Raw genomic sequence first — 18,257 nt, forward strand, 5'->3', positions numbered from 1 at the left:
GGCCCGTACCGGCCCCGGCGTGCCCCGCCCTCATGCGTCGCCCCCGGCCACCGACCGGTAGGAGAGCGTGGCCAGTCCGGGGTCCCGTCCCGGTCCCGCCGAGACCAGGGTCCACCGCCGGGCCGATCCGCCCGGCCTGAACAGCGGAGCCCCGTCCGCGAAGACCGGCACCACGGTGAGGGTGAGGTCGTCGACCAGGCCGGCGTCGCAGATGGTCTGCCCGAACTGTCCGTGCCCGTAGACGACCAGGTTCCCGCCCGGTCGCTGTTTGAGCTCGGCAACCGCCCGGGCGACATCGCCCGGGACCACGGTGGTGTTGGTCCATTCGGCCCTCCGCAGGGTCGAGGAGAAGACGAACTTCGGCATGGCGTTGAGGTGGTCGGCGTACGGGCCCTCGATCGCCGGCCACTGGCGGGAGAAGATCTCATAGGTACGGCGCCCCATCAGCATCGCGTCGCTGCGCCGCAGGACGTCCAGTGAGTGCGCCGCGCTCCCCGGGCCGAAGTAGGGGCCGGCCCAGGGCAGGGGTTCACCGGCGACGCCGTTGGCGGAGACGAGCACGTACTGACTGATGCGGCGGGAGTTCCTGTCGGTCATACACCGTTCGACTACGGCCGGGGCGGAAAGGAATCGGTGCCCGCGCGGGGAATCGGCGCAGCCGGCTCGGATCGCTTGGGATCCGGGCCGTGGGGGAGGGGTGCGGGGTGCCGCGGCGGGGCCGTGGAGGCCGTCCGGGGATACGGGTCGGCCCCGGCTCCGGCGGGCCGGCGCCCGTCGCAGTGCGGGAGGTGGTCGTGGTGCCGGCCCGCCCGGCTGTACGGTGCGGCACGGACAAGGACCCATTCCTCCCCGGCCTGCAAGCCGGGCACCCTGGGAGAGATCCGGTGAACATCAGTGACATGGTCGCCTGCGGCCCCGGCCGGACGGCGGCGGACGGGCCGTCCCCCGGGCAGCGGACCGGCCGTGCGGCGCCGTCCACCGCCCGCCGCGGGCCCGGTGACGGCGCATGAGTGACGCGATCGTGGTGGGGTCGGGGCCCAACGGGCTGGCCGCCGCCGTCGTCCTGGCCCGGCACGGGCTGGCGGTCACCGTCCTGGAGGCCGCGGACGAGATCGGCGGCGGCGCCCGGAGCGGCGAGCTGACCGTGCCCGGGGTGCTGCACGACCACTGCTCGGGGGTCCACCCGATGGGTGTCGCCTCGCCGTTCCTCCGCTCGCTCGGCCTGGAGCGGTACGGCCTGGAGTGGGCCTGGCCGGAGGTGGACCTCGCTCATCCGCTGGACTCCGGCCGCGCCGCGGTGCTGGTCCGCTCGATCGAACGGACGGCCGACGGGCTCGGCGGGGACGGCGCGGCCTGGCAGCGGCTCTTCGGGCCGCTTGCCGACTCGTACGACGCACTCTGCGAGGACCTGCTGGGACCGGTGCTGCATCTGCCCCGGCACCCGGTCCCGCTGGCCCGGTTCGGACTGCGGGCGCTGCAGCCGGCCACCGTGATCGCGCGCCGCTGGCGGACGGAGGAGGCCCGGGCGCTGTTCGCGGGGGTCGCCGCGCACGCCTTCCACCGGCTGTCCGCGCCCATGAGCTCGGCCGTGGGGCTGATGCTCACCGCCGCCGGGCACCGGTACGGCTGGCCGGTCGCCCGCGGCGGCTCCCAGGCGATCACCGACGCCCTCGCCGCACTGCTGCGGGAACTCGGCGGCACCGTCGAGACAGGGGTGCGGGTGCGCTCCCTCGGCGAACTGCCGCCCGCCAGGGCGGTGGTGCTGGACGTCGCCCCGGGCGCCGCCGCCGACATCTGCGGCGACCGGCTGCCCCCGCGGGTCCGGCGCGCCTATCGGCGGTGGCAGCACGGACCGGCGGCGTTCAAGGTCGACCTCGCGGTGGAGGGCGGCGTCCCCTGGCTCAACCCCCGGTGCGCACAGGCCGGCACCGTGCACCTGGGCGGCCCGCTGGAGGAGGTCGTCCACGCCGAGCGGGAGGCCACGCTCGGCAGGATGCCCGAGCGCCCCTTCGTCCTGGTCGCCCAGCAGTACCTGGCCGACCCCGGCCGCTCGGCCGGGAACGTCCACCCGGTCTATGCGTACGCGCACGTCCCCCACGGTTACGCCGGCGATGCGACCGGCGTGGTGCTGGACCGGATCGAGCAGTACGCGCCCGGGCTCCGGGAACGGATCGTGGGCACCTCCGTCCGCGGCCCCGCGGAGCTGGCCGCGTACAACGCGAACTACGTCGGCGGGGACATCGTCACCGGCGCCAACTCCCCCTGGCAGGTCGCGGTCCGGCCCAGGCCGGCCCTGGACCCGTACGCCACCGGGATCCCCGGTGTGGTGCTGTGCTCGGCGGCCACCCCGCCGGGCGCCGGTACGCACGGCATGAGCGGCTACCACGCGGCGCGGTCGGCCCTGCGGCAGCTGGCGGGGCGGGAGCGGTAGAACGGCGGCGGGTGCCCGGGACGGGGAGCGGCGGGGCACCCGCCCGGCACCGGCACGCCCCCGCCCGGGTCGCCCGTGACGGTTCAGCCCGTCCCCGCCCCCGTGGCCGGGCCGCAGCCGCGGCGGACCGCGCCGAGGAGCCGCCGCACGCCGACGACATGTCCGCCCGTCCCGATGACCAGTCCGCGGTAGGCGGCACCGGCCACCCCGGGGAAGGCGGCGCGGCTTTCGGCGCTGAGCCGTGTCCGTGCCGGGCCGACACGCTCCAGACGGAACGTCAGGGTGTAGCGCGAGAAGCGGTGGCGTCCCTCCAGGACCAGCTCCCTTCCCGGGTCCGCGGCCACCACGCGGAATCCGGCGAGCGCCGAGCCCTCGGCCAGCGGGCGGGGCCCCGCGGCCCTGCCGGGCGAGGCCCCGACCAGCCGCGCGTACCCGGTCGCGCCGGGGCCTGAGAACGCCTGGTCCAGCGCCTCGCCCAGACTGCGCCAGACCTCCTCGCACGGCGCGTCGATGACCGCCGTGTGCTCGTCGATGTACGGCAACGAAGCGGTGTGCATCAATCGCCCCCGGATCCTGCGTCCACGCTGCCCGGCGGGGACGGGCGCCGCCCCCGCCGGGCGCAGCCCGTCTCTCCCGACTCCCCGCAGGATAGGGCGGCACCGGTCGGCCCGGGCCGGAACAGGCCGGCTGGGCGGCGGCACGCGGCTCCCCGGGCGGTGGGTCGTTCACCGGCCGCCGAGCGCGGCCTCCTCCCGGTCGAGGTCGTGCTGGAGCCGCCGGCGGGTGGTGTCGCTGATGAGGTGCTGGTCGTAGAGGCGGTGCAGTTCGGTGTTCTGGACGCCGATGAGCTCCTGCCGCAACGCGCGGTAGGCCGTGTCCAGGGCGCTGCCGTCCGCGCCGTCGGCGGTGCGGTCCAGACGCGCGGTCAGGCCGCGCCGCACCCGGTCGACGACGGGCTCGGGCAGTGTTCCCAGTCCGGTGAGCTGCTCGACGTGGTCCAGCGCTGCGCGGTCGAGTGCGTCGCGCGCTCCGGCCTCCTCGCGGGCGGTGTGCTCGGGTTCCAGGGCCAGCCCCGAGCGGCCGACCACGGTGGCCAGCGTCAGCCCCTGCACCACCAGGGTGAACACCACGACCGCCGTGGTCAGCACCAGCACCAGCGGACGGCCCGCCGGTCCGGTGCCGCCGCCCGTGGTCAGCGGGATGGACAGGGCGGCGGCCAGCGGCATCACCCCCCTGGTGCCCGCCCAGGTGACGACCCCGGCCACCCGCCAGGACAGCCGGGTACCGCCGGTCCCGACCGCGCGGCTCATCAGCAGCGTCCACACCACCCTGACCGCGAGCAGCGCGGCCGCCAGGGCCAGGGCCTGCAGCGGCCACCGGCCGGACCCGGCCGGCAGGTCCCGTACCAGTGCGGGCAGTTCCAGGCCGACGATGGCGAAGACCACGCTCTCCAGCAGGAACACCACCACCGCGTAGACGGCCTGCACCTGCAGCCGGATCCGGGCGTCGCTCAGCCGGTGGCCGGACTGGCCGAGCACCACTCCGGCCACGACGACGGAGGTGATGCCGGAGGTGTGCACCGACTCCGCCAGCACATACGCCGCGTACGGGGTGACCAGCGCGATCACGGTCTCCAGCACCGGGTCGGCGGTGCGCCGCCGGATCAGCCGCACCAGACCTGCGACGGCCGCCCCCACCAGACTTCCGCCGCCGCCGAGCAGCAGGAACTGCCCGCCCGCCGACACCGGGCCCACCGAGCCCCCGGCGGCCGCCGCGGCGCCGACGGCGACCCTGAAGAGGACCAGCGAGGTGGCGTCGTTGAACAGGCTCTCGGCCTGCACCAGGACATGGACCCGGCCCGGCAGGGCCAGCCGCCGGCCCAGGGCGGTGACCGCCACCGGGTCGGTGCTGGCCAGTACCGCGCCGAGGACGAAGGCCATCGCGGGCGGAAGACCGGTCACCGCGACCGCCACGAAGCCGACCACCGCCGCGGAGGCGAAGACCAGGCCGAGGGCGAGGACGGTGACGGGGCGCCACACCGTCCTGAGGTCGCGCAGCGACAGTTCCTCGGCGGAGGCGTACAGCAGCGGGGGCAGCACCACCGTCGCGATCGCCTCCGGCGGGACGTGCAGCGCGGGCACACCGGGTATCAGGGCGGTCCCGAGGCCCGCCAGCACCAGCAGCGACGGGGCGGGCACACTCCAGTGCCGGGCGAAGGTGGCGACGGCGGTGGCCAGAACGACCAGAAGAAGAACGATCCCGACTGCGTGCACCGGTGGAGCACCCCATCCCGACGAACGGGGTCACCGCTGCCCGACGGCTGCGGTCGTCCCCCGAGCCGACCAGGCTTCCCGGCACACCGAAGGCCACTCTACCTGGACCTCGGCGCTGCCCGGCAGGGGGCCGGTCCGCCGTGCACCGGACCGCCGGGCCGGTCCGCGGTCAGCGCACCGCGCCGCGACCGCGCAGCCGCCGCTCGGGACCGGCCAGTTCGACCTCGGCGGTCAGCGGCAGGTCGGCACTGGACGAGCCGACCATCAGCCGGATCGTCCCGGGCTCGACGATGCGGTGGCCGGCGAGCCCGGTGTACGCGGTCCGGTCGGCGTGCAGCCGGAAGGTGACGCGCTTCTCCTCACCGGGTTCCAGCCACACTCCGGCGAAGTCGGCCAGCTGCAGCACGGGACGGGCGACCTGGGCCACCGGGTCGTCGAAGTACAGCTGGACGGTCTCCCGGCCCGCCCGCGGTCCGCTGTTGCGGACCAGGCAGGAGATCTCGACCTCGCCGTCGGTCGGGATCCGCCCGGCGCTCAGGGCGAGGTCCCGGTAGGCGAACGAGGTGTAGGACAGCCCGTGGCCGAAGGGGAACAGCGGGCGGTTGTCCAGCACGCTGATGCCCTCGCTGTACCGGCCGAGCGGCGGGTTGAGGTAGGTGCCGGGCTGCGCCCCGGGTTCGGCGGGGATCTGCACCGGGAGCCTGCCGGAGGGCTCGGTGCGGCCGGTGAGGACCCCGGCGAGCGCCGCGCCGCCCTCCTGCCCCGGCATGAAGGCCTGGACGACGGCGGCGCACCGCGGCGCGAGGTCGCCGAGTGCGTAGGGCCGCCCGGAGACCACCACCAGGACCACCGGCGTCCCGGTGTCCAGCACCGCCCCGATCAGCTCCGCCTGACGGCCGGGCAGGCGCAGGTCGGCCACGTCGCAGCCCTCGCCGGAGGTGCCGTTGCCGAACATCCCGGAGCGGTCTCCCACCACCACCAGGGCGAGGCCGGCCTGCGCGGCGGCCGAGACGGCGGCGGGGATCCCGGAGCCGTCGCCGCCGGTCACCGGACAGCCCTGCTCGTACACGACGGCGGCGTCCGGCAGTTCCGCGGCGAGGGCGTCCCGCAGCGAGGGGATGTGCAGTCCCAGCGGGTGGCCGGGGTACTTGGGCAGCACATGGTTGGGGAAGGAGTAGCAGCCGAGGAACGTCTGCGGGTCGTCCGCACGGGGTCCGATCAGGGCGATGGAGCGGGTCCGCGCGGCGTCGAGCGGCAGCACCGCACGGTCGTTGGCGAGCAGGACGACCGAGCGGGCTCCGATCTCCGCGGCGAGGGCGCGGTTGGCGTCCGAATCGAGGTCCACGGGGGTGCCCACACCGGCGTCGGCCTCGGGGGTCCAGCCGGCGTCGAGCAGGCCCAGCCCGACCTTCTGCAGCAGTACCCGGCGGACGGCCCGGTCGACGGTCTCCTCGGACACCCGGCCGGAGACGACCTGCTGGTGCAGTTCCTCCCCGTAGCAGCGGGTGTTGGGCAGTTCCACGTCCATGCCCGCGGTGAGGGCCACCCGGGCCGCGTCGCCGTCGGACGCGGCGACGCGGTGCATGGTGCGCAGGAACGCGACCGAACCGTAGTCCGAGACGACGGTGCCCTCGAAGCCCCACTCCTCCCGCAGCAGGTCGGTGAGCAGCCGGGGGTCGGCGGCCGCCGGCACTCCGTCCTGGTCGGTGTAGGTGTTCATCACCGACCCGGCGCCGCCCTCGACGACCGCCCTCTCGAACGGAGGGAGGATCACATCGGCCATCTCGCGCGGCCCGATGGAGACGGGCGCGTGGTTGCGTGCGCCACGGGAGGCGGCGTGGCCCGCGAAGTGCTTGAGCGTCGCGATGACGCCCTGGGACTGCAGTCCCCGGACGTACGCGGTACCGATGGCGCCCACCAGGAAGGGATCCTCGCCGATGGTCTCCTCGACCCGGCCCCAGCGGTAGTCGCGGACCACGTCCAGGACGGGCGACAGCCCCTGGTGGACGCCGACGGCGGCCATGTCCCGGCCGATGGCGGCCCCCATCCGTTCGATCAGCCCGGTGTCGAAGGTGGCGGCCCAGGCGAGGGGGGTCGGGTAGACGGTGGCGCCATGGGCGGCGAAGCCGGTCAGGCACTCCTCGTGGGCGATCGCGGGGATGCCGAGCCGGGTCTCCTCGACCAGGAAGCGCTGCCTGCGGACGAGTTCCGCCCGGCCCTCGGCGACGGTGAGCGGCCTGGTGCCGTACGGCCGGGTGAGGTGCCCGATGCCGTGCGCCATGGCCTCGGCCTCGCCGGCCACGGCGACCAGGGCCTCCTCGATCGGTGCCACCCGTGCGGCGCCGTTGCCCACATTGGCCTTGGTCCAGTGGCTGCCGAGCTGGGCGAGCTTCTCCGGCAGGGTCATCTCGGCCATCAGGGCGCTCACCCGCTCGTGCGGGGGGCGGCCGGCGTCGTTCCAGATGTTCATCATGGCTCCTGTCCGCCATCCGCGAGGGGGAGCGCGTGGGGAGGCTCTCCGGGCCGGGTAGATCGAGGGCAGATCCTATAGGATCTACTAACGATATTCCATGACTCGCCCCGGGCCTTCCGAGAGGGGCGAGACCCGGCGGCCGCTGCGGCACCTCACCCCCAGTCTCTCAGGGGTGCACCCTCGGCGCTGGAACCCCGGCCCCTCCTCCCTGCCCCCGGGCTTTCGACGCCCGGGGCGCAGCCGTGCCGGCGCCGGGCCCGTGGCCCGGGGGCGCGCGGGCGGCCGCCGACCAGGACCGTCGCCATCCGGCCGGGTGGCCTCCGCAGGGTCGCCGGCGGCGCGGGAGCGGCGTAGAAGTCGCGCCGGGGCGTCGGCTTGGGCGCGGTGCGGCCGGTGGCCGATCGTGGGCGGGGCCCTCCGTCCTGACGGGTGCGCAGTGTGCGACGGCGGCGTTGGCTGCCGGCCGTGCCGCCGGTCGGAGGTCCGCGAGGTTCCTCACATGTCAGCGATCCGTAGCCGTCGGGGCTTGACGGGCGATGATGGATTCTAGATCATATAGGATCTATGGAAGGTGGAAATCAGATGTCGATTCCCTACACCCCGGAGAACTGGCCCATCGCCGCGGCGCTGCTGCAGTTCCCCGGGCGAGCCCCGGACGGAACGTCCGTACAGGACCAGTCCGCCGAGGAGTGGGCCGCCACCCTCACCGAGGTGGCCGAGGCCGGCTTCACCGAGGTCGACCTCACCGACGGCTGGCTGCGGCCCGGTGACCTCGCGGCCCCCCGCCTGGAGGAACTGGCCGGGGTGCTGCGCTCCACCGGACTCACCGCGCCCGCCATCTCGGCCATCCGGCGCAGCGTCATCGACCCCGTCGACGGGGACGACAACCTCGCCTACTCGCACCGCACCATCGACGCCGCCGCGGCGCTCGGCGTCCCCCTGGTCTCGGTCGGCCTGCACCGGCCGCTCACCCCCGCGCAGCAGGCCGTGCTCTGGTTCTGGACCGTCCCCGGCCCCAAGGACCCCGAGGGCGACCGCGCCACCTGGGACAAGGCCGTCGTCCGGCTGCGCGAACTGGCCGAGCACGGTGCCCGGGTGGGCGTCCAGCTCTCCCTGGAGATGTACGAGGACACCTACCTCGGCACCGCGGACTCCGCGGTCGCACTGCTCACCGACATCGCCCACGACAACATCGGGCTCAACCCCGACCTGGGCAACCTGCTCCGGATGCAGCGCCCGATCGAGTCCTGGGAGTCGATGGTCGCCAAGACCCTCCCGCACGCCAACTACTGGCACGTCAAGAACTACTACCGGGCCGAGGACCCGGCGTCCGGCCAGGTCCTCACCACCCCGGCGCCGATGGAGTCCGGGTTCATGAACTACCGCAAGGCCGTGCGGTTCGCGATCGACAACGGCTTCGACGGGGCGTTCTGCGTCGAGCACTACGGCGGCGACGGGCTGAGCGTCTCCGCGGCCAACCGTGAGTACCTGCGCCGCATCCTGCCGCGCGACAGGGCCTGACCGCCGGCCGGACCCGACCGCCGACCAGAGCTGACGGTCCGTCACCGACCGCTTCGCCCGCACCGTGCGGGGCACGCACCACCGAAGGGACTTCCACCACCATGACCAGGCTGTTCGGCGACCCGGACCGGTTCGGCGAGGACTCGCTCCGAGGCTTCGCCGCCGCTTACCCGGACTACGTCACCGTCGTACCGGGAGGGGTGATCCGCAGCCGCGCACCCCGCGACGGACAGGTGGCGGTGGTCGTCGGAGGCGGCTCCGGCCACTACCCCGCGTTCAGCGGGCTGGTCGGCTCCGGCCTGGCGACCGGAGCGGTGGTGGGCAACATCTTCACCTCGCCCTCCGCCCGTCAGGCCGAGTCGGTCGCCCGCGCGGCGGACAACGGCGGCGGCGTGCTCCTCAGCTTCGGCAACTACGCGGGCGACCGGCTCAACTTCGGCATGGCCCAGCAGCGGCTGCGCGACGCGGGCATCGACACCCGCACCGTGCTGGTGACCGACGACGTGGCCAGCGCCCCGGCCGACCGCCGCCATGAACGCCGCGGCATAGCGGGGGACTTCACCGTCTTCAAGGTGGCCGGGGCGGCCGCCGAGGAGGGCCTCGACCTGGACGGCGTCGAGCGCGCCGCCCGGCACGCCAACGACCGTACGTTCTCCTTCGGTGTCGCCTTCGCCGGATGCACCATGCCGGGCGCCGACCGTCCGCTCTTCGAGGTGCCCGAGCGCTCGATGGCCGTCGGCCTCGGCATCCACGGCGAGCCGGGGGTGCGCGACGAGGCCATGGCGGACGCCGCCGGACTGGCCAGGACGCTGGTGGCACGCCTGCTGGAGGAGCGCCCCGCGGAGGCCGGCGGCCGCGTCGCGGCGGTGCTCAACGGCCTGGGCGCCACCAAGTACGAGGAGCTCTTCCTGCTCTGGGGGCACGTCCAGGACGAGCTCTCCGCAGCCGGCCTGACCGTGGTCCGCCCGGAGGTGGGCGAACTGGTCACCAGCCTGGACATGGCGGCCTGTTCACTGACCCTGATGTGGCTGGACGAGGACCTGGAGCGCTGGTGGACCGCCCCCGCCGACGCCCCCGGGTACCGCCGCACCGCGGCCGTCCCGCCGGTACCGGGGCAGCGCGGTCCGGCCCCGGACGCCGCCGCGGCGCAGCCGGAGGTGCCGCTGCCGCCCGCGGACCAGGCCTCCCGTGCGACGGCCGCCCTGCTGCTCGCCGGGCTGCACGCCATGCAGCAGGCGCTGCACGAGCACGCCGCGGAACTCGGCCGGATCGACGCGGTGGCCGGTGACGGCGACCACGGCCGCGGCATGTGCAAGGGCATCGACGCCGCGGTCCGCGCGGCGACCGCCGTGGACCTGCGCGGCGGCGGCGCCGCGTCGGTGCTGACCGCCGCCGCCGACGCCTGGGCGGACGAGGCCGGCGGCACGTCCGGCGTGCTGTGGGGGGTGGGGCTGCGCGCGCTCGCCGACGGACTCGGCAACACCGGGGCGGCCACCGGCCCGCGCATCGCCGCAGCCGGCCGGGCGGCGGCCGCCGCGGTCACCGGGCTGGGCGGCGCCGCGGTCGGTGACAAGACGCTGGTGGACGCGCTGGTCCCGCTGGTCGGGACGCTCACGGCGGAGATCGCCGCGGGCCGCCCGGTCGGGCAGGCCCTGGCGTCCGCCGCGGCGGCGGCCACCGCTGCCGCCGAGGACACCGCACGGCTCACCCCCCGGCTCGGCCGCGCCCGCCCGCTCGCCGAGCGCAGCGTGGGCACCCCGGACGCCGGCGCGCTGTCGCTGGCCCTGTGCGCCCGGACGGTCGCCGCACTCGACTGCGTGCCCGCCGCCGCACACGAGTGACGGCGCACCCGGCGGCCGCCCTCCGCGGCGGCCGCCGGTCCCGGAGACGTCCCGCTCCCGGACGCCTCCGGCCCCTGACCACACCACCCACCCCTGGACGAAGGGCGCCCGCCTGATGCTGGAAACGAAGGGCCTGCGCATCGTCGTCGGTTCGGACGACGCCGGTTACGAGTACAAGGAGGCACTCAAGGCCGACCTGGAGGCCGACCCCCGGGTCGCCTCCGTGACCGATGTCGGCGTACGCCGCGACGAGCACACCGCCTACCCGCACATCGGCGTGGAGGCGGGCCGCATGGTCGCGGACGGCAGGGCCGACCGGGCCCTGCTGGTCTGCGGAACCGGCCTCGGCGTGGCCATCAGCGCCAACAAGGTGCCGGGCGTCAGGGCGGTCACCGCACACGACAGCTTCTCGGTGGAGCGCTCCGTCCTCAGCAACGACGCCCAGGTCCTGACGCTCGGTCAGCGGGTGATCGGGCTGGAACTGGCCCGCCGCCTGGTGCACGAGTGGCTCGGCTACCGCTTCGACGCCGCCACCCCGTCCGGGGAGAAGGTCGCCCTGCTGCGCAGCTACGACGAGGCGGCGCACACCACCGAGGGCTGACCCCCGGCACCCTTTTCCACCCCCGCCTCCACCCACCGCTGAGCATTCGAAGGCATCCGTACGCTTACCACGATGTAGGGACCACCCACCTTGCACCAGCTCGCGATATCCCCCCTCAGATCCCTCGCTGCGTCCTCCGGCGGAGCCTGGACCGGCCATGACTCCCTGCTCCTGGGCATGGTCGTCGCCGCGGTCGCCCTGATCGTGCTGCTGATCACCCTGCTGGACTTCCATCCGCTGATCGCCCTGATCGCCGGCACCCTGGTGCTGGGCATCGGCACCGGCATGGGGCTGGACACCGCGGTGACCTCCTTCACCACCGGTCTCGGCAGCACCATGGGCGGCACCGGCGCACTGATCGCCCTGGGCGCCGTCCTCGGCAAGCTGCTCGCCGACTCCGGAGCCGTCGACCGGATCGTCGACACCCTGGGCTCACGGTCCGGGCCGCGGATGCTGCCCTGGACCATGGCGCTCATCGCCGTCATCATCGGCCTGCCGATGTTCTTCGAGGTCGGCCTGGTCCTGCTGGTGCCGCTGATCGTGGTGATGGCCAAGCGCACCTCGACCCCGCTGGTGCGGCTGGCCGTCCCGGCCCTGGCCGGCCTCGGCACACTGCACGCCTTCGTCCCGCCGCACCCCGGCCCGCTGGTGGCCGTCACGGCGCTGCACGCCAACGTCGGCACCACCCTGGGCCTGGGTCTGATCGCCGCCGTCCCGACGGTCGTCGTGGCCGGTCCGCTGTACGGCCGGTTCATCTCCCGCCATGTGCAGGCGGAGGCGCCCGAGCAGCTGGTGAACTCGCTGGTGGTGGACGCCGCCGGCGAGGAGGGCCGCCGCCGCCCGTCCTTCGGCGTGTCGGTGGGGGTGATCGCACTGCCCGTGGTGCTGATGCTCGCCAAGGCCGTCGCGGACATCGCCTTCCCCGGCCACGCCTGGTACAACAGCGTGCTGGACTTCCTCGGCACCCCGCTGATCGCGATGTTCCTGACCGTGCTCGCGGCCATGGCCCTCCTCGGCTACGCACTCGGCCGCAACCGCTCGGAGGTCCGCTCCATCGTCTCAGCGGGCCTGCCGCCCGCCGCGGGTATCCTGCTGATCGTCGGGGCGGGCGGCGGCTTCAAGCAGGTGATCGTGGACTCCGGCGTGGCTGCGGCCATCGGCAAGGCCGCCTCCGAGGCCAACATCCCGCTGCTGCTGCTCGGCTGGCTGCTCGCGGTGCTCATCCGGCTGGCCACCGGCTCGGCCACGGTGGCGACCACCACCGCCGCAGGCATCATGGCCCCCATGATCGGGAACACCGGATCGGTGGAGGCCAGCCTGGTGGTGCTCGCGGTGGGTGCCGGATCGCTCTTCTTCTCGCACGTCAACGACGCGGGCTTCTGGCTGTCCAAGGAGTACTTCGGCATGTCGGTCGCCCAGAACCTCAAGACCTGGTCGGTGCTCTCCACCCTGGTCGCCGTGTGCGGTCTGGTGATGGCCCTGCTGATGCGGGCCGTGCTGGTCTAGCCGCCCACCGTCCCCCCGTACGTACCGGGCGGACGGCGCCGTCCGCCGCCGTCCGCCCGGTCCCACACCCCTAAGGAACGCCCTCATGTCCGACAACACCGCCACCCCCGTCGTCGCCGTCCTCGGGCTCGGCGCCATGGGCCTGCCCATGGCCGTCCGGCTCGCCGAGACGCTGCCGGTCCGGGCCTTCGACCTCTTCGAGGCCCGCCGCACCCTGGCACAGGAGGCGGGGGCCGTGGCGGCCGCCGGCCCCGCCGAGGCGTGCGACGGCGCCGACGTGGTGGTGATCGCGGTCCGCGACCAGGCGCAGCTGGAGTCCTGCCTCTTCGGCGACGGGCCGGACGGGTCGGGCGGTGCCGCGGTGCTGCGCCCCGGCGCGGTCGTCGTGGTCACCAGCACGGTGGGCGTGGACGCGGTGAAGGCGGTGGCGGAGCGGCTGGCCGGGCAGGGCGTCGGAGTGGTCGACGCCCCGGTGAGCGGCGGTGCCGTACGCGCCGCCGCAGGCGATCTGCTGATCATGATCGGCGCCGGGGACTCCGCCCTGGCGACCGCGCAGCCGGTGCTGGACCGCCTGGCCTCCACCCTCCATGTGGTCGGCCCCAAGGTCGGCGACGGCCAGATCATGAAGACCGTGAACCAGCTGCTCTGCGGAATCCACACCGCAGCCGCCGCGGAGTCGCTGGCGCTGGCCCGCGCCCTCGGCATCGACCTGGACCGCGCGGTGGAGGTGCTGGGCCAGGGCGCCGCGGCCTCCTTCATGCTCGCCGACCGCGGCCCGCGGATGGCCCAGCAGTACCGGGTCGCGGCGGACGGCACCGGCGGCCCCGAGCTGCGTTCCCGGATGGACATCATCCGCAAGGACATGAACCTGGTGGTGGCGCTGGCCAAGCAGGCCGGTGTCGCCGCTCCCGTCGCCGCCGCGGCCGACCAGCTCTACCAGCTGGCCCTCAGCCAGGGACTGGGCGCCGAGGACGACTCGTCCCTGGTCACCCTGCTGTCGCCGCGCGACCACTGAGCCCCGACGGGAGCCAGTAGGCTCGGTGGGCACCACGGTGGACGTCGCCGTGGTGCGGTGCGATGTCAGTGGAGGAGCGCGCAATGGCCGGACCCGGCAGGCGCCCGGGGGCGATCCGTCTGGGACGCAACGTGATGGACGACGCGTACGAGGCGCTGATGTCCCTGGTACTGGACGAGGGACTCTCGCCGGGGACGCCGCTGCGCATCGACGCCATCGCCCGGGAGTGGGGCGTCTCGCAGACCCCGCTGCGCGAGGCGCTGGCCAAGCTGGAGAACACCGGCCTGGTCGTCCGGGTGCCCAACAAGGGGTACATGGTCGCGCCGCTGCTCAGCGAGGACGAGTTCCACCAGCTGATGAAGGCCCGGCTGCTGATCGAGCCCTACAACGCCCGGGAGGCCTGCTCGCTGGACGCGGCGGGCACCGCGGAGGCGTTGCGGCAGTGCCACGCCAGGATGACGGCCGCCTCGGACCAGCAGGGCGAGGACGACTTCCGCGACTACCTGCGGGCCGACTCCGACTTCCACGACGTCATCGCCAAGGCCTGCGGCAACCGCTTCCTGGAGGCGGTCATCGACCCGCTGGGCGCGCACATCCAGCGGTTCCGCCGCTTCCACGGCGGCCGGGTCACCGACAGCTGTGTGGCGCTGGCCGAGCACCAGGCGATCCTGGACGCGTTCGAAGGGGCCGATCCGGGACGCTGCGAGAACGCCATGCGGCTGCATCTGCAGGGCGTGGCGGCCCGCGCCCACGGGACGGCCGAGGGCGCCGGGGCGTGAACGGGTCCGGACGGCCGGTGCGCCCCCCGGCCGCCCGGCCGGGCCGGACCCGCCGCGCCGAGGCCCTGGTGCAGCTCGCCCGTGCCGCGTCCGGCACCGAGCCGGGGGCACTTCGGTCACCCGGGGCACGACCTGGCGTCCACGTCCGGGCAGCCGCCCGCTCCGGGCCGATGGCTGGAAGCGGACTTTGCGGATTTCATGGGAGGCGACTCCAGCCGACCCGGCAAGGTGCGCCATGAACACTCCTCCTCCGCCCGCCCGCATTCTGGTGACCGGCGGCGCCGGTTTCGTCGGGTCGCACTATGTGCGGACGCTTCTCGGCGGGCAGGGCCCGGCGGGCCTCTCGCGGCTGACGGTGCTCGACGCACTCACCTACGCCGGCAACCCGGCCAATCTCGGCGCCGTCCGGGACGACCCGCGGTTCTCCCTCGTCCAGGGGGACGTCTGCGACCAGGAGCTGGTGGACCGGCTGGTCGCCGGCCACGACCAGGTGGTGCACTTCGCGGCCGAGTCGCATGTGGACCGCTCCATCCTGGCCGCGGGGGAGTTCGTCAGGACCAATGTGCTGGGCACCCAGACCCTGCTCGACGCCGCCCTGCGGCACGGCGGAAGGACGTTCGTCCACATCTCCACCGACGAGGTGTACGGGTCGACCGACAGCGGCTCCTGGCCCGAGGAGGACCCGCTGCGGCCCAACTCGCCGTATGCGGCCTCCAAGGCCGCGGCGGACCTCATCGCCCTGGCCTACCACCGCACGCACGGACTGGACGTCCGGATCACCCGCTGCTCCAACACCTACGGGCCCCGCCAGTTCCCGGAGAAGATCGTCCCGCTGTTCGTCACCAACCTCCTGCAGGGCCGCAGGGTCCCGCTGTACGGCGACGGGTCGCAGATCAGGGACTGGCTGCACCTCGACGACCACGTCCAGGGCGTCGAACTGGTCCGCACCCGAGGCCGGTCCGGGGAGGTCTACAACATCGGCGGCGGGACCGAGCTCAGCAACCGGGAGCTGACCGGGATGATCCTCGCCGAGTGCGGCGCCGACTGGGACATGGTGGAGCAGGTGCCGGACCGCCCCGGTCACGACCGGCGCTACTCCCTCGACTGCCGGAAGATCACCGGGGAGCTGGGCTACCGCCCCCGGCGCAGCTTCGCCTCCGGACTGGCCGAGACCGTCGCCTGGTACCGGGAGAACCGCTCCTGGTGGGAGCCGCTCACGCGGCGGCAGGCAGACCCGGCGGAGGACCGGTGAGCCAGGGCCCGACCGGCCCTGGGCATGTCCCGCCGCGGGGCGCACCATCGCAGTAGGGGGTGGAACGCCCCGCCGGAAGCAGCCGGGCCCGGCAAGCCCTCTTCCGTGCACACGGCGCCCCCTGGAAGGCCTTCCATCCGAGCGCATCGGCTCCCGGTGCCCGCCACGGATCCCGCAACACCAGGTGCCGGAGCGGGAAGAGGCGACATCATGAAAACCCGTACCGAGAGGCGGTCGGCAACACCTGTCCCTGTCGACCGGCTCCACTCGCCCCTCGGCGTGGACATCGGCGTCCTCGTGCTGCGGCTGACCGTGGGGCTGCTCCTGGCGGGTCACGGCTCGCAGAAGCTCTTCGGCCTCTTCGGCGGTTCGGGGCTGGCGGGCACCGGCAAATGGTTCGCGTACCAGGGCTATCGGCCCGGTGAGTTCTTCGCCGGACTCGCCGGAGCGTCGGAGGTGATCGGGGGCCTGGGCCTGGCGGTCGGCCTGTTCACCCCGCTGGCTGCCGCAGCCGTGGTCGGCGTCATGATCAACGCGATGGTCACCACCGCACCCCACGGGCTCTGGGACGTCGACGGCGGACTGGAACTGCCGCTGTGCATGGCTGTCGTCGCCCTGGCCGTCACGGCGATCGGACCCGGCCGCTTCGCGGTGGACCGGATCTTCCCCTGGCGGGTCGGAGGGCTGCGCGCCGCCGCCTTCGCACTGGTCCTGGGCGGCATCGGCGCGGCGATCGTGCTGGCCGTGTGAGCCCGGCGCCCGTGACCGGGGTGCGCAGGACCCGCCCACCCCGGCCGGCCGGGCCGTGGCTCAGCCCTCGGCGGCGCCCGTGCGGTTCAGCCGGCCGCTGTCGGCGGCGATGGCCGCGGCCAGGGCCCGGGCGGCCTCACCGTCCGCCTCCTCGCCGCCCAGCAGGACGAAGTCGACACCGCCCAGGTCCGGCAGCCCCCAGTGCGGGCCGACCGGTGCCAGCCCGACGGGGACCAGCCCCTCCGCGTGGGCGAGCACACCCAGGCCCGCGAGCGCCGCGGCACGTACGCCGGTGAGGCTGCCGGAGGTGCAGGCGATCCGCCACCGCCGGCCTTCGCGCTGCAGCGCCTCCATGGCGCGCTCCCGGGTGAGGCTGGGCTTGGGGTAGACCACCAGCGGCACGGTGCCGTCCGGGTCCGGCTCCGCACCGGGGCCGCCGACCCAGACCAGCCGGTCCCGGCGCAGCAGGCGGCCATGGGTCTCTCCGGCGAGCCTCTTGGCCAGCACCAGATCGAGCCGGCCCGCCGAGAGCCGCTGCTGCAGGGTGGCGCTGAGTTCCACGGTGAGTTCCAGGTCCACCTGGGGATGGCGGCGGCGGAACGCCCGCAGCACGGCGGGCAGCTCGCTCAGCACCACGTCCTCGGAGACGCCGAAGCGCAGCCGGCCGCGCAGGCTGGAGCGGGCGAAGTGGCCGGCGGCCCGCTCCTGCACATCGAGGATCGCCCGGGCGAACCCGACCATGGCCTCCCCGTCCTCGGTGAGCGCGACCGAGTGGGTGTCGCGCAGCAGCAGCACCCGGCCGGCCTCCTCCTCCAGCCTGCGCACGTGCTGGCTGACCGTGGACTGCCGCAGCCCCAGCCGCTCCGCGGCCCGGGTGAAGCTTAACGCCTCGGTGACGGCGACGAAGCTCCTGAGGTGCACCGGATCGAACATGGCCGGAAGGCTATCGCGCTCCGTGATGACAATCAGAGCGGCTACTGTGTTTCCGCATGGCCGCCCCATGGGACAGGATCTCGGCATCGCACCGCCGGCCCGAAGGATCCGATCCATGCCCCGCCCGTTCGCCGACCGCCCCCGCTCCCCGCGCCTCCCCAGGGTGGACCCCTACATCGCGGCGCTGCTGGGCACGGTGCTGCTGGCGACGCTGCTCCCGGCCAGGGGGAGCGCCGCCCACGCGGCCGGGGACGCCACCACCGTGGCGGTCGGGGTGCTGTTCTTCCTGTACGGGGCTCGGATGTCCACCCGCGACGCCTGGGAGGGTGTCCGGCACTGGCGGCTGCACCTCCTGGTGCTGCTCTTCACCTTCGTCCTGTTCCCGCTGCTGGGACTGGCCCTGCGACCCGCCGCCGGATGGCTGCTCGGGGCCCCCACGGCCACCGGGCTGCTCTTCCTGTGTCTGCTGCCGTCCACCGTGCAGTCCTCGATCGCCTTCACCTCCATCGCCGGGGGGAACGTGCCGGCCGCGGTCTGCGCCGGGTCCTTCTCCAACCTCCTCGGGGTGCTGGTGACCCCGCTCTCCGCGGCCTGGCTGCTGGGCACGGCGGGGGGCGGCCTCTCCGCGGACTCGCTGCTGTCCATCGGGGAGCAGCTGCTGCTGCCCTTCGTCGCCGGGCAGGTGCTGCGCCGCTGGATCGGCGGCTGGGTCGGCCGGCACCGCAGGGTGCTGGGCCTGGTCGACCGGGGGTCGATCCTGCTGGTGGTGTACACGGCCTTCAGTGAGGGGGTGGTGGCGGGGATCTGGCACGACATGCCCGTCCCCCGGCTGCTCGGCCTGCTGGTGGTCGAGGCGGCGCTGCTGGCGGTGGTGCTGGCGGT

15 protein-coding genes are annotated in these 18,257 nt (G+C 74.4%); 10 read left to right on the forward strand and 5 right to left on the reverse strand.

Features of this window, described 5'->3' with window-relative positions:
* Positions 1-30 precede the first annotated feature (30 nt).
* A complete protein-coding gene (locus AOK09_RS22765; RefSeq protein WP_055589089.1) occupies positions 31-597 on the reverse strand; it encodes a dihydrofolate reductase family protein in 567 nt (188 codons plus the stop codon).
* Positions 598-1,006: 409 nt separating this feature from the next.
* On the opposite strand from AOK09_RS22765, the gene AOK09_RS22770 reads away from it, so the two are divergent.
* A complete protein-coding gene (locus AOK09_RS22770) occupies positions 1,007-2,431 on the forward strand; it encodes a phytoene desaturase family protein (protein WP_055589090.1) in 1,425 nt (474 codons plus the stop codon).
* Positions 2,432-2,514: 83 nt separating this feature from the next.
* Here the strand turns inward: AOK09_RS22770 and AOK09_RS22775 are convergent, their stop codons facing one another.
* The 3 genes from AOK09_RS22775 to AOK09_RS22785 all read right to left on the reverse strand — a co-directional run bounded on the left by AOK09_RS22775 (position 2,515) and on the right by AOK09_RS22785 (position 7,177).
* Positions 2,515-2,988 (reverse strand): SRPBCC family protein, encoded by a 474-nt coding sequence (locus AOK09_RS22775; RefSeq protein WP_055589091.1) that lies wholly within the window; start codon positions 2,986-2,988, stop codon positions 2,515-2,517.
* A 168-nt stretch (positions 2,989-3,156) separates the two neighbouring features.
* Positions 3,157-4,704, reverse strand: a complete 1,548-nt coding sequence (locus AOK09_RS22780; RefSeq protein ID WP_055589092.1) for a Na+/H+ antiporter — start codon at positions 4,702-4,704, stop codon at positions 3,157-3,159.
* 169 nt (positions 4,705-4,873) lie between these two features.
* A complete protein-coding gene (locus AOK09_RS22785; protein ID WP_055589093.1) occupies positions 4,874-7,177 on the reverse strand; it encodes a glycoside hydrolase family 3 N-terminal domain-containing protein in 2,304 nt (767 codons plus the stop codon).
* A gap of 582 nt (positions 7,178-7,759) precedes the next feature.
* On the opposite strand from AOK09_RS22785, the gene AOK09_RS22790 reads away from it, so the two are divergent.
* The 8 genes from AOK09_RS22790 (at position 7,760) to AOK09_RS22825 (ending at position 16,442) form a co-directional block, all read left to right on the forward strand.
* Positions 7,760-8,698 carry a sugar phosphate isomerase/epimerase family protein gene (locus AOK09_RS22790; RefSeq protein WP_107101419.1) on the forward strand — a complete coding sequence of 313 codons (939 nt, stop codon included), beginning with the start codon at positions 7,760-7,762 and terminating at the stop codon, positions 8,696-8,698.
* 101 nt (positions 8,699-8,799) lie between these two features.
* Positions 8,800-10,539: a dihydroxyacetone kinase family protein gene (locus AOK09_RS22795; protein WP_055589095.1), complete on the forward strand. Its 1,740-nt coding sequence runs from the start codon at positions 8,800-8,802 to the stop codon at positions 10,537-10,539.
* 115 nt (positions 10,540-10,654) lie between these two features.
* Positions 10,655-11,140 carry a ribose-5-phosphate isomerase gene (locus AOK09_RS22800; protein ID WP_055589096.1) on the forward strand — a complete coding sequence of 162 codons (486 nt, stop codon included), beginning with the start codon at positions 10,655-10,657 and terminating at the stop codon, positions 11,138-11,140.
* A gap of 105 nt (positions 11,141-11,245) precedes the next feature.
* A complete protein-coding gene (locus tag AOK09_RS22805) occupies positions 11,246-12,646 on the forward strand; it encodes a GntT/GntP/DsdX family permease (protein ID WP_055589103.1) in 1,401 nt (466 codons plus the stop codon).
* A gap of 85 nt (positions 12,647-12,731) precedes the next feature.
* The gene (locus AOK09_RS22810) at positions 12,732-13,661 is read left to right on the forward strand and encodes an NAD(P)-dependent oxidoreductase (RefSeq protein WP_055589097.1); all 930 of its coding nucleotides are present in this window, start codon (positions 12,732-12,734) and stop codon (positions 13,659-13,661) included.
* Between the two features lie 83 nt (positions 13,662-13,744).
* Positions 13,745-14,440 carry a GntR family transcriptional regulator gene (locus AOK09_RS22815; RefSeq protein WP_055589098.1) on the forward strand — a complete coding sequence of 232 codons (696 nt, stop codon included), beginning with the start codon at positions 13,745-13,747 and terminating at the stop codon, positions 14,438-14,440.
* Positions 14,441-14,675: 235 nt separating this feature from the next.
* A complete protein-coding gene (gene rfbB, locus AOK09_RS22820; protein ID WP_055589099.1) occupies positions 14,676-15,692 on the forward strand; it encodes a dTDP-glucose 4,6-dehydratase in 1,017 nt (338 codons plus the stop codon).
* A gap of 210 nt (positions 15,693-15,902) precedes the next feature.
* Positions 15,903-16,442 carry a DoxX family protein gene (locus AOK09_RS22825; protein ID WP_055589100.1) on the forward strand — a complete coding sequence of 180 codons (540 nt, stop codon included), beginning with the start codon at positions 15,903-15,905 and terminating at the stop codon, positions 16,440-16,442.
* A 60-nt stretch (positions 16,443-16,502) separates the two neighbouring features.
* Here AOK09_RS22825 and AOK09_RS22830 read toward each other — a convergent pair whose 3' ends face one another.
* Positions 16,503-17,375, reverse strand: a complete 873-nt coding sequence (locus tag AOK09_RS22830; protein WP_055589101.1) for a LysR substrate-binding domain-containing protein — start codon at positions 17,373-17,375, stop codon at positions 16,503-16,505.
* 115 nt (positions 17,376-17,490) lie between these two features.
* On the opposite strand from AOK09_RS22830, the gene AOK09_RS22835 reads away from it, so the two are divergent.
* The coding region (locus AOK09_RS22835) for a bile acid:sodium symporter family protein (RefSeq protein WP_055589102.1) at positions 17,491-18,257 on the forward strand (767 nt) is incomplete at its 3' end.

Origin of the sequence: Peterkaempfera griseoplana (assembly GCF_001418575.1) — a bacterium.
Taxonomy (GTDB): domain Bacteria; phylum Actinomycetota; class Actinomycetes; order Streptomycetales; family Streptomycetaceae; genus Peterkaempfera; species Peterkaempfera griseoplana.

Coding starts and splice junctions, on each gene's coding strand:
- AOK09_RS22830 (WP_055589101.1), bottom strand. CDS start 17,375: ATGTTCGATCCGGTGCACCTCAGGAGCTTCGTCGCCGTCACCGAGGCG.
- rfbB (WP_055589099.1), top strand. CDS start 14,676: ATGAACACTCCTCCTCCGCCCGCCCGCATTCTGGTGACCGGCGGCGCC.
- AOK09_RS22775 (WP_055589091.1), bottom strand. CDS start 2,988: ATGCACACCGCTTCGTTGCCGTACATCGACGAGCACACGGCGGTCATC.
- AOK09_RS22790 (WP_107101419.1), top strand. CDS start 7,760: ATGTCGATTCCCTACACCCCGGAGAACTGGCCCATCGCCGCGGCGCTG.
- AOK09_RS22770 (WP_055589090.1), top strand. CDS start 1,007: ATGAGTGACGCGATCGTGGTGGGGTCGGGGCCCAACGGGCTGGCCGCC.
- AOK09_RS22810 (WP_055589097.1), top strand. CDS start 12,732: ATGTCCGACAACACCGCCACCCCCGTCGTCGCCGTCCTCGGGCTCGGC.
- AOK09_RS22800 (WP_055589096.1), top strand. CDS start 10,655: ATGCTGGAAACGAAGGGCCTGCGCATCGTCGTCGGTTCGGACGACGCC.
- AOK09_RS22825 (WP_055589100.1), top strand. CDS start 15,903: ATGAAAACCCGTACCGAGAGGCGGTCGGCAACACCTGTCCCTGTCGAC.
- AOK09_RS22815 (WP_055589098.1), top strand. CDS start 13,745: ATGGCCGGACCCGGCAGGCGCCCGGGGGCGATCCGTCTGGGACGCAAC.
- AOK09_RS22765 (WP_055589089.1), bottom strand. CDS start 597: ATGACCGACAGGAACTCCCGCCGCATCAGTCAGTACGTGCTCGTCTCC.
- AOK09_RS22785 (WP_055589093.1), bottom strand. CDS start 7,177: ATGATGAACATCTGGAACGACGCCGGCCGCCCCCCGCACGAGCGGGTG.
- AOK09_RS22795 (WP_055589095.1), top strand. CDS start 8,800: ATGACCAGGCTGTTCGGCGACCCGGACCGGTTCGGCGAGGACTCGCTC.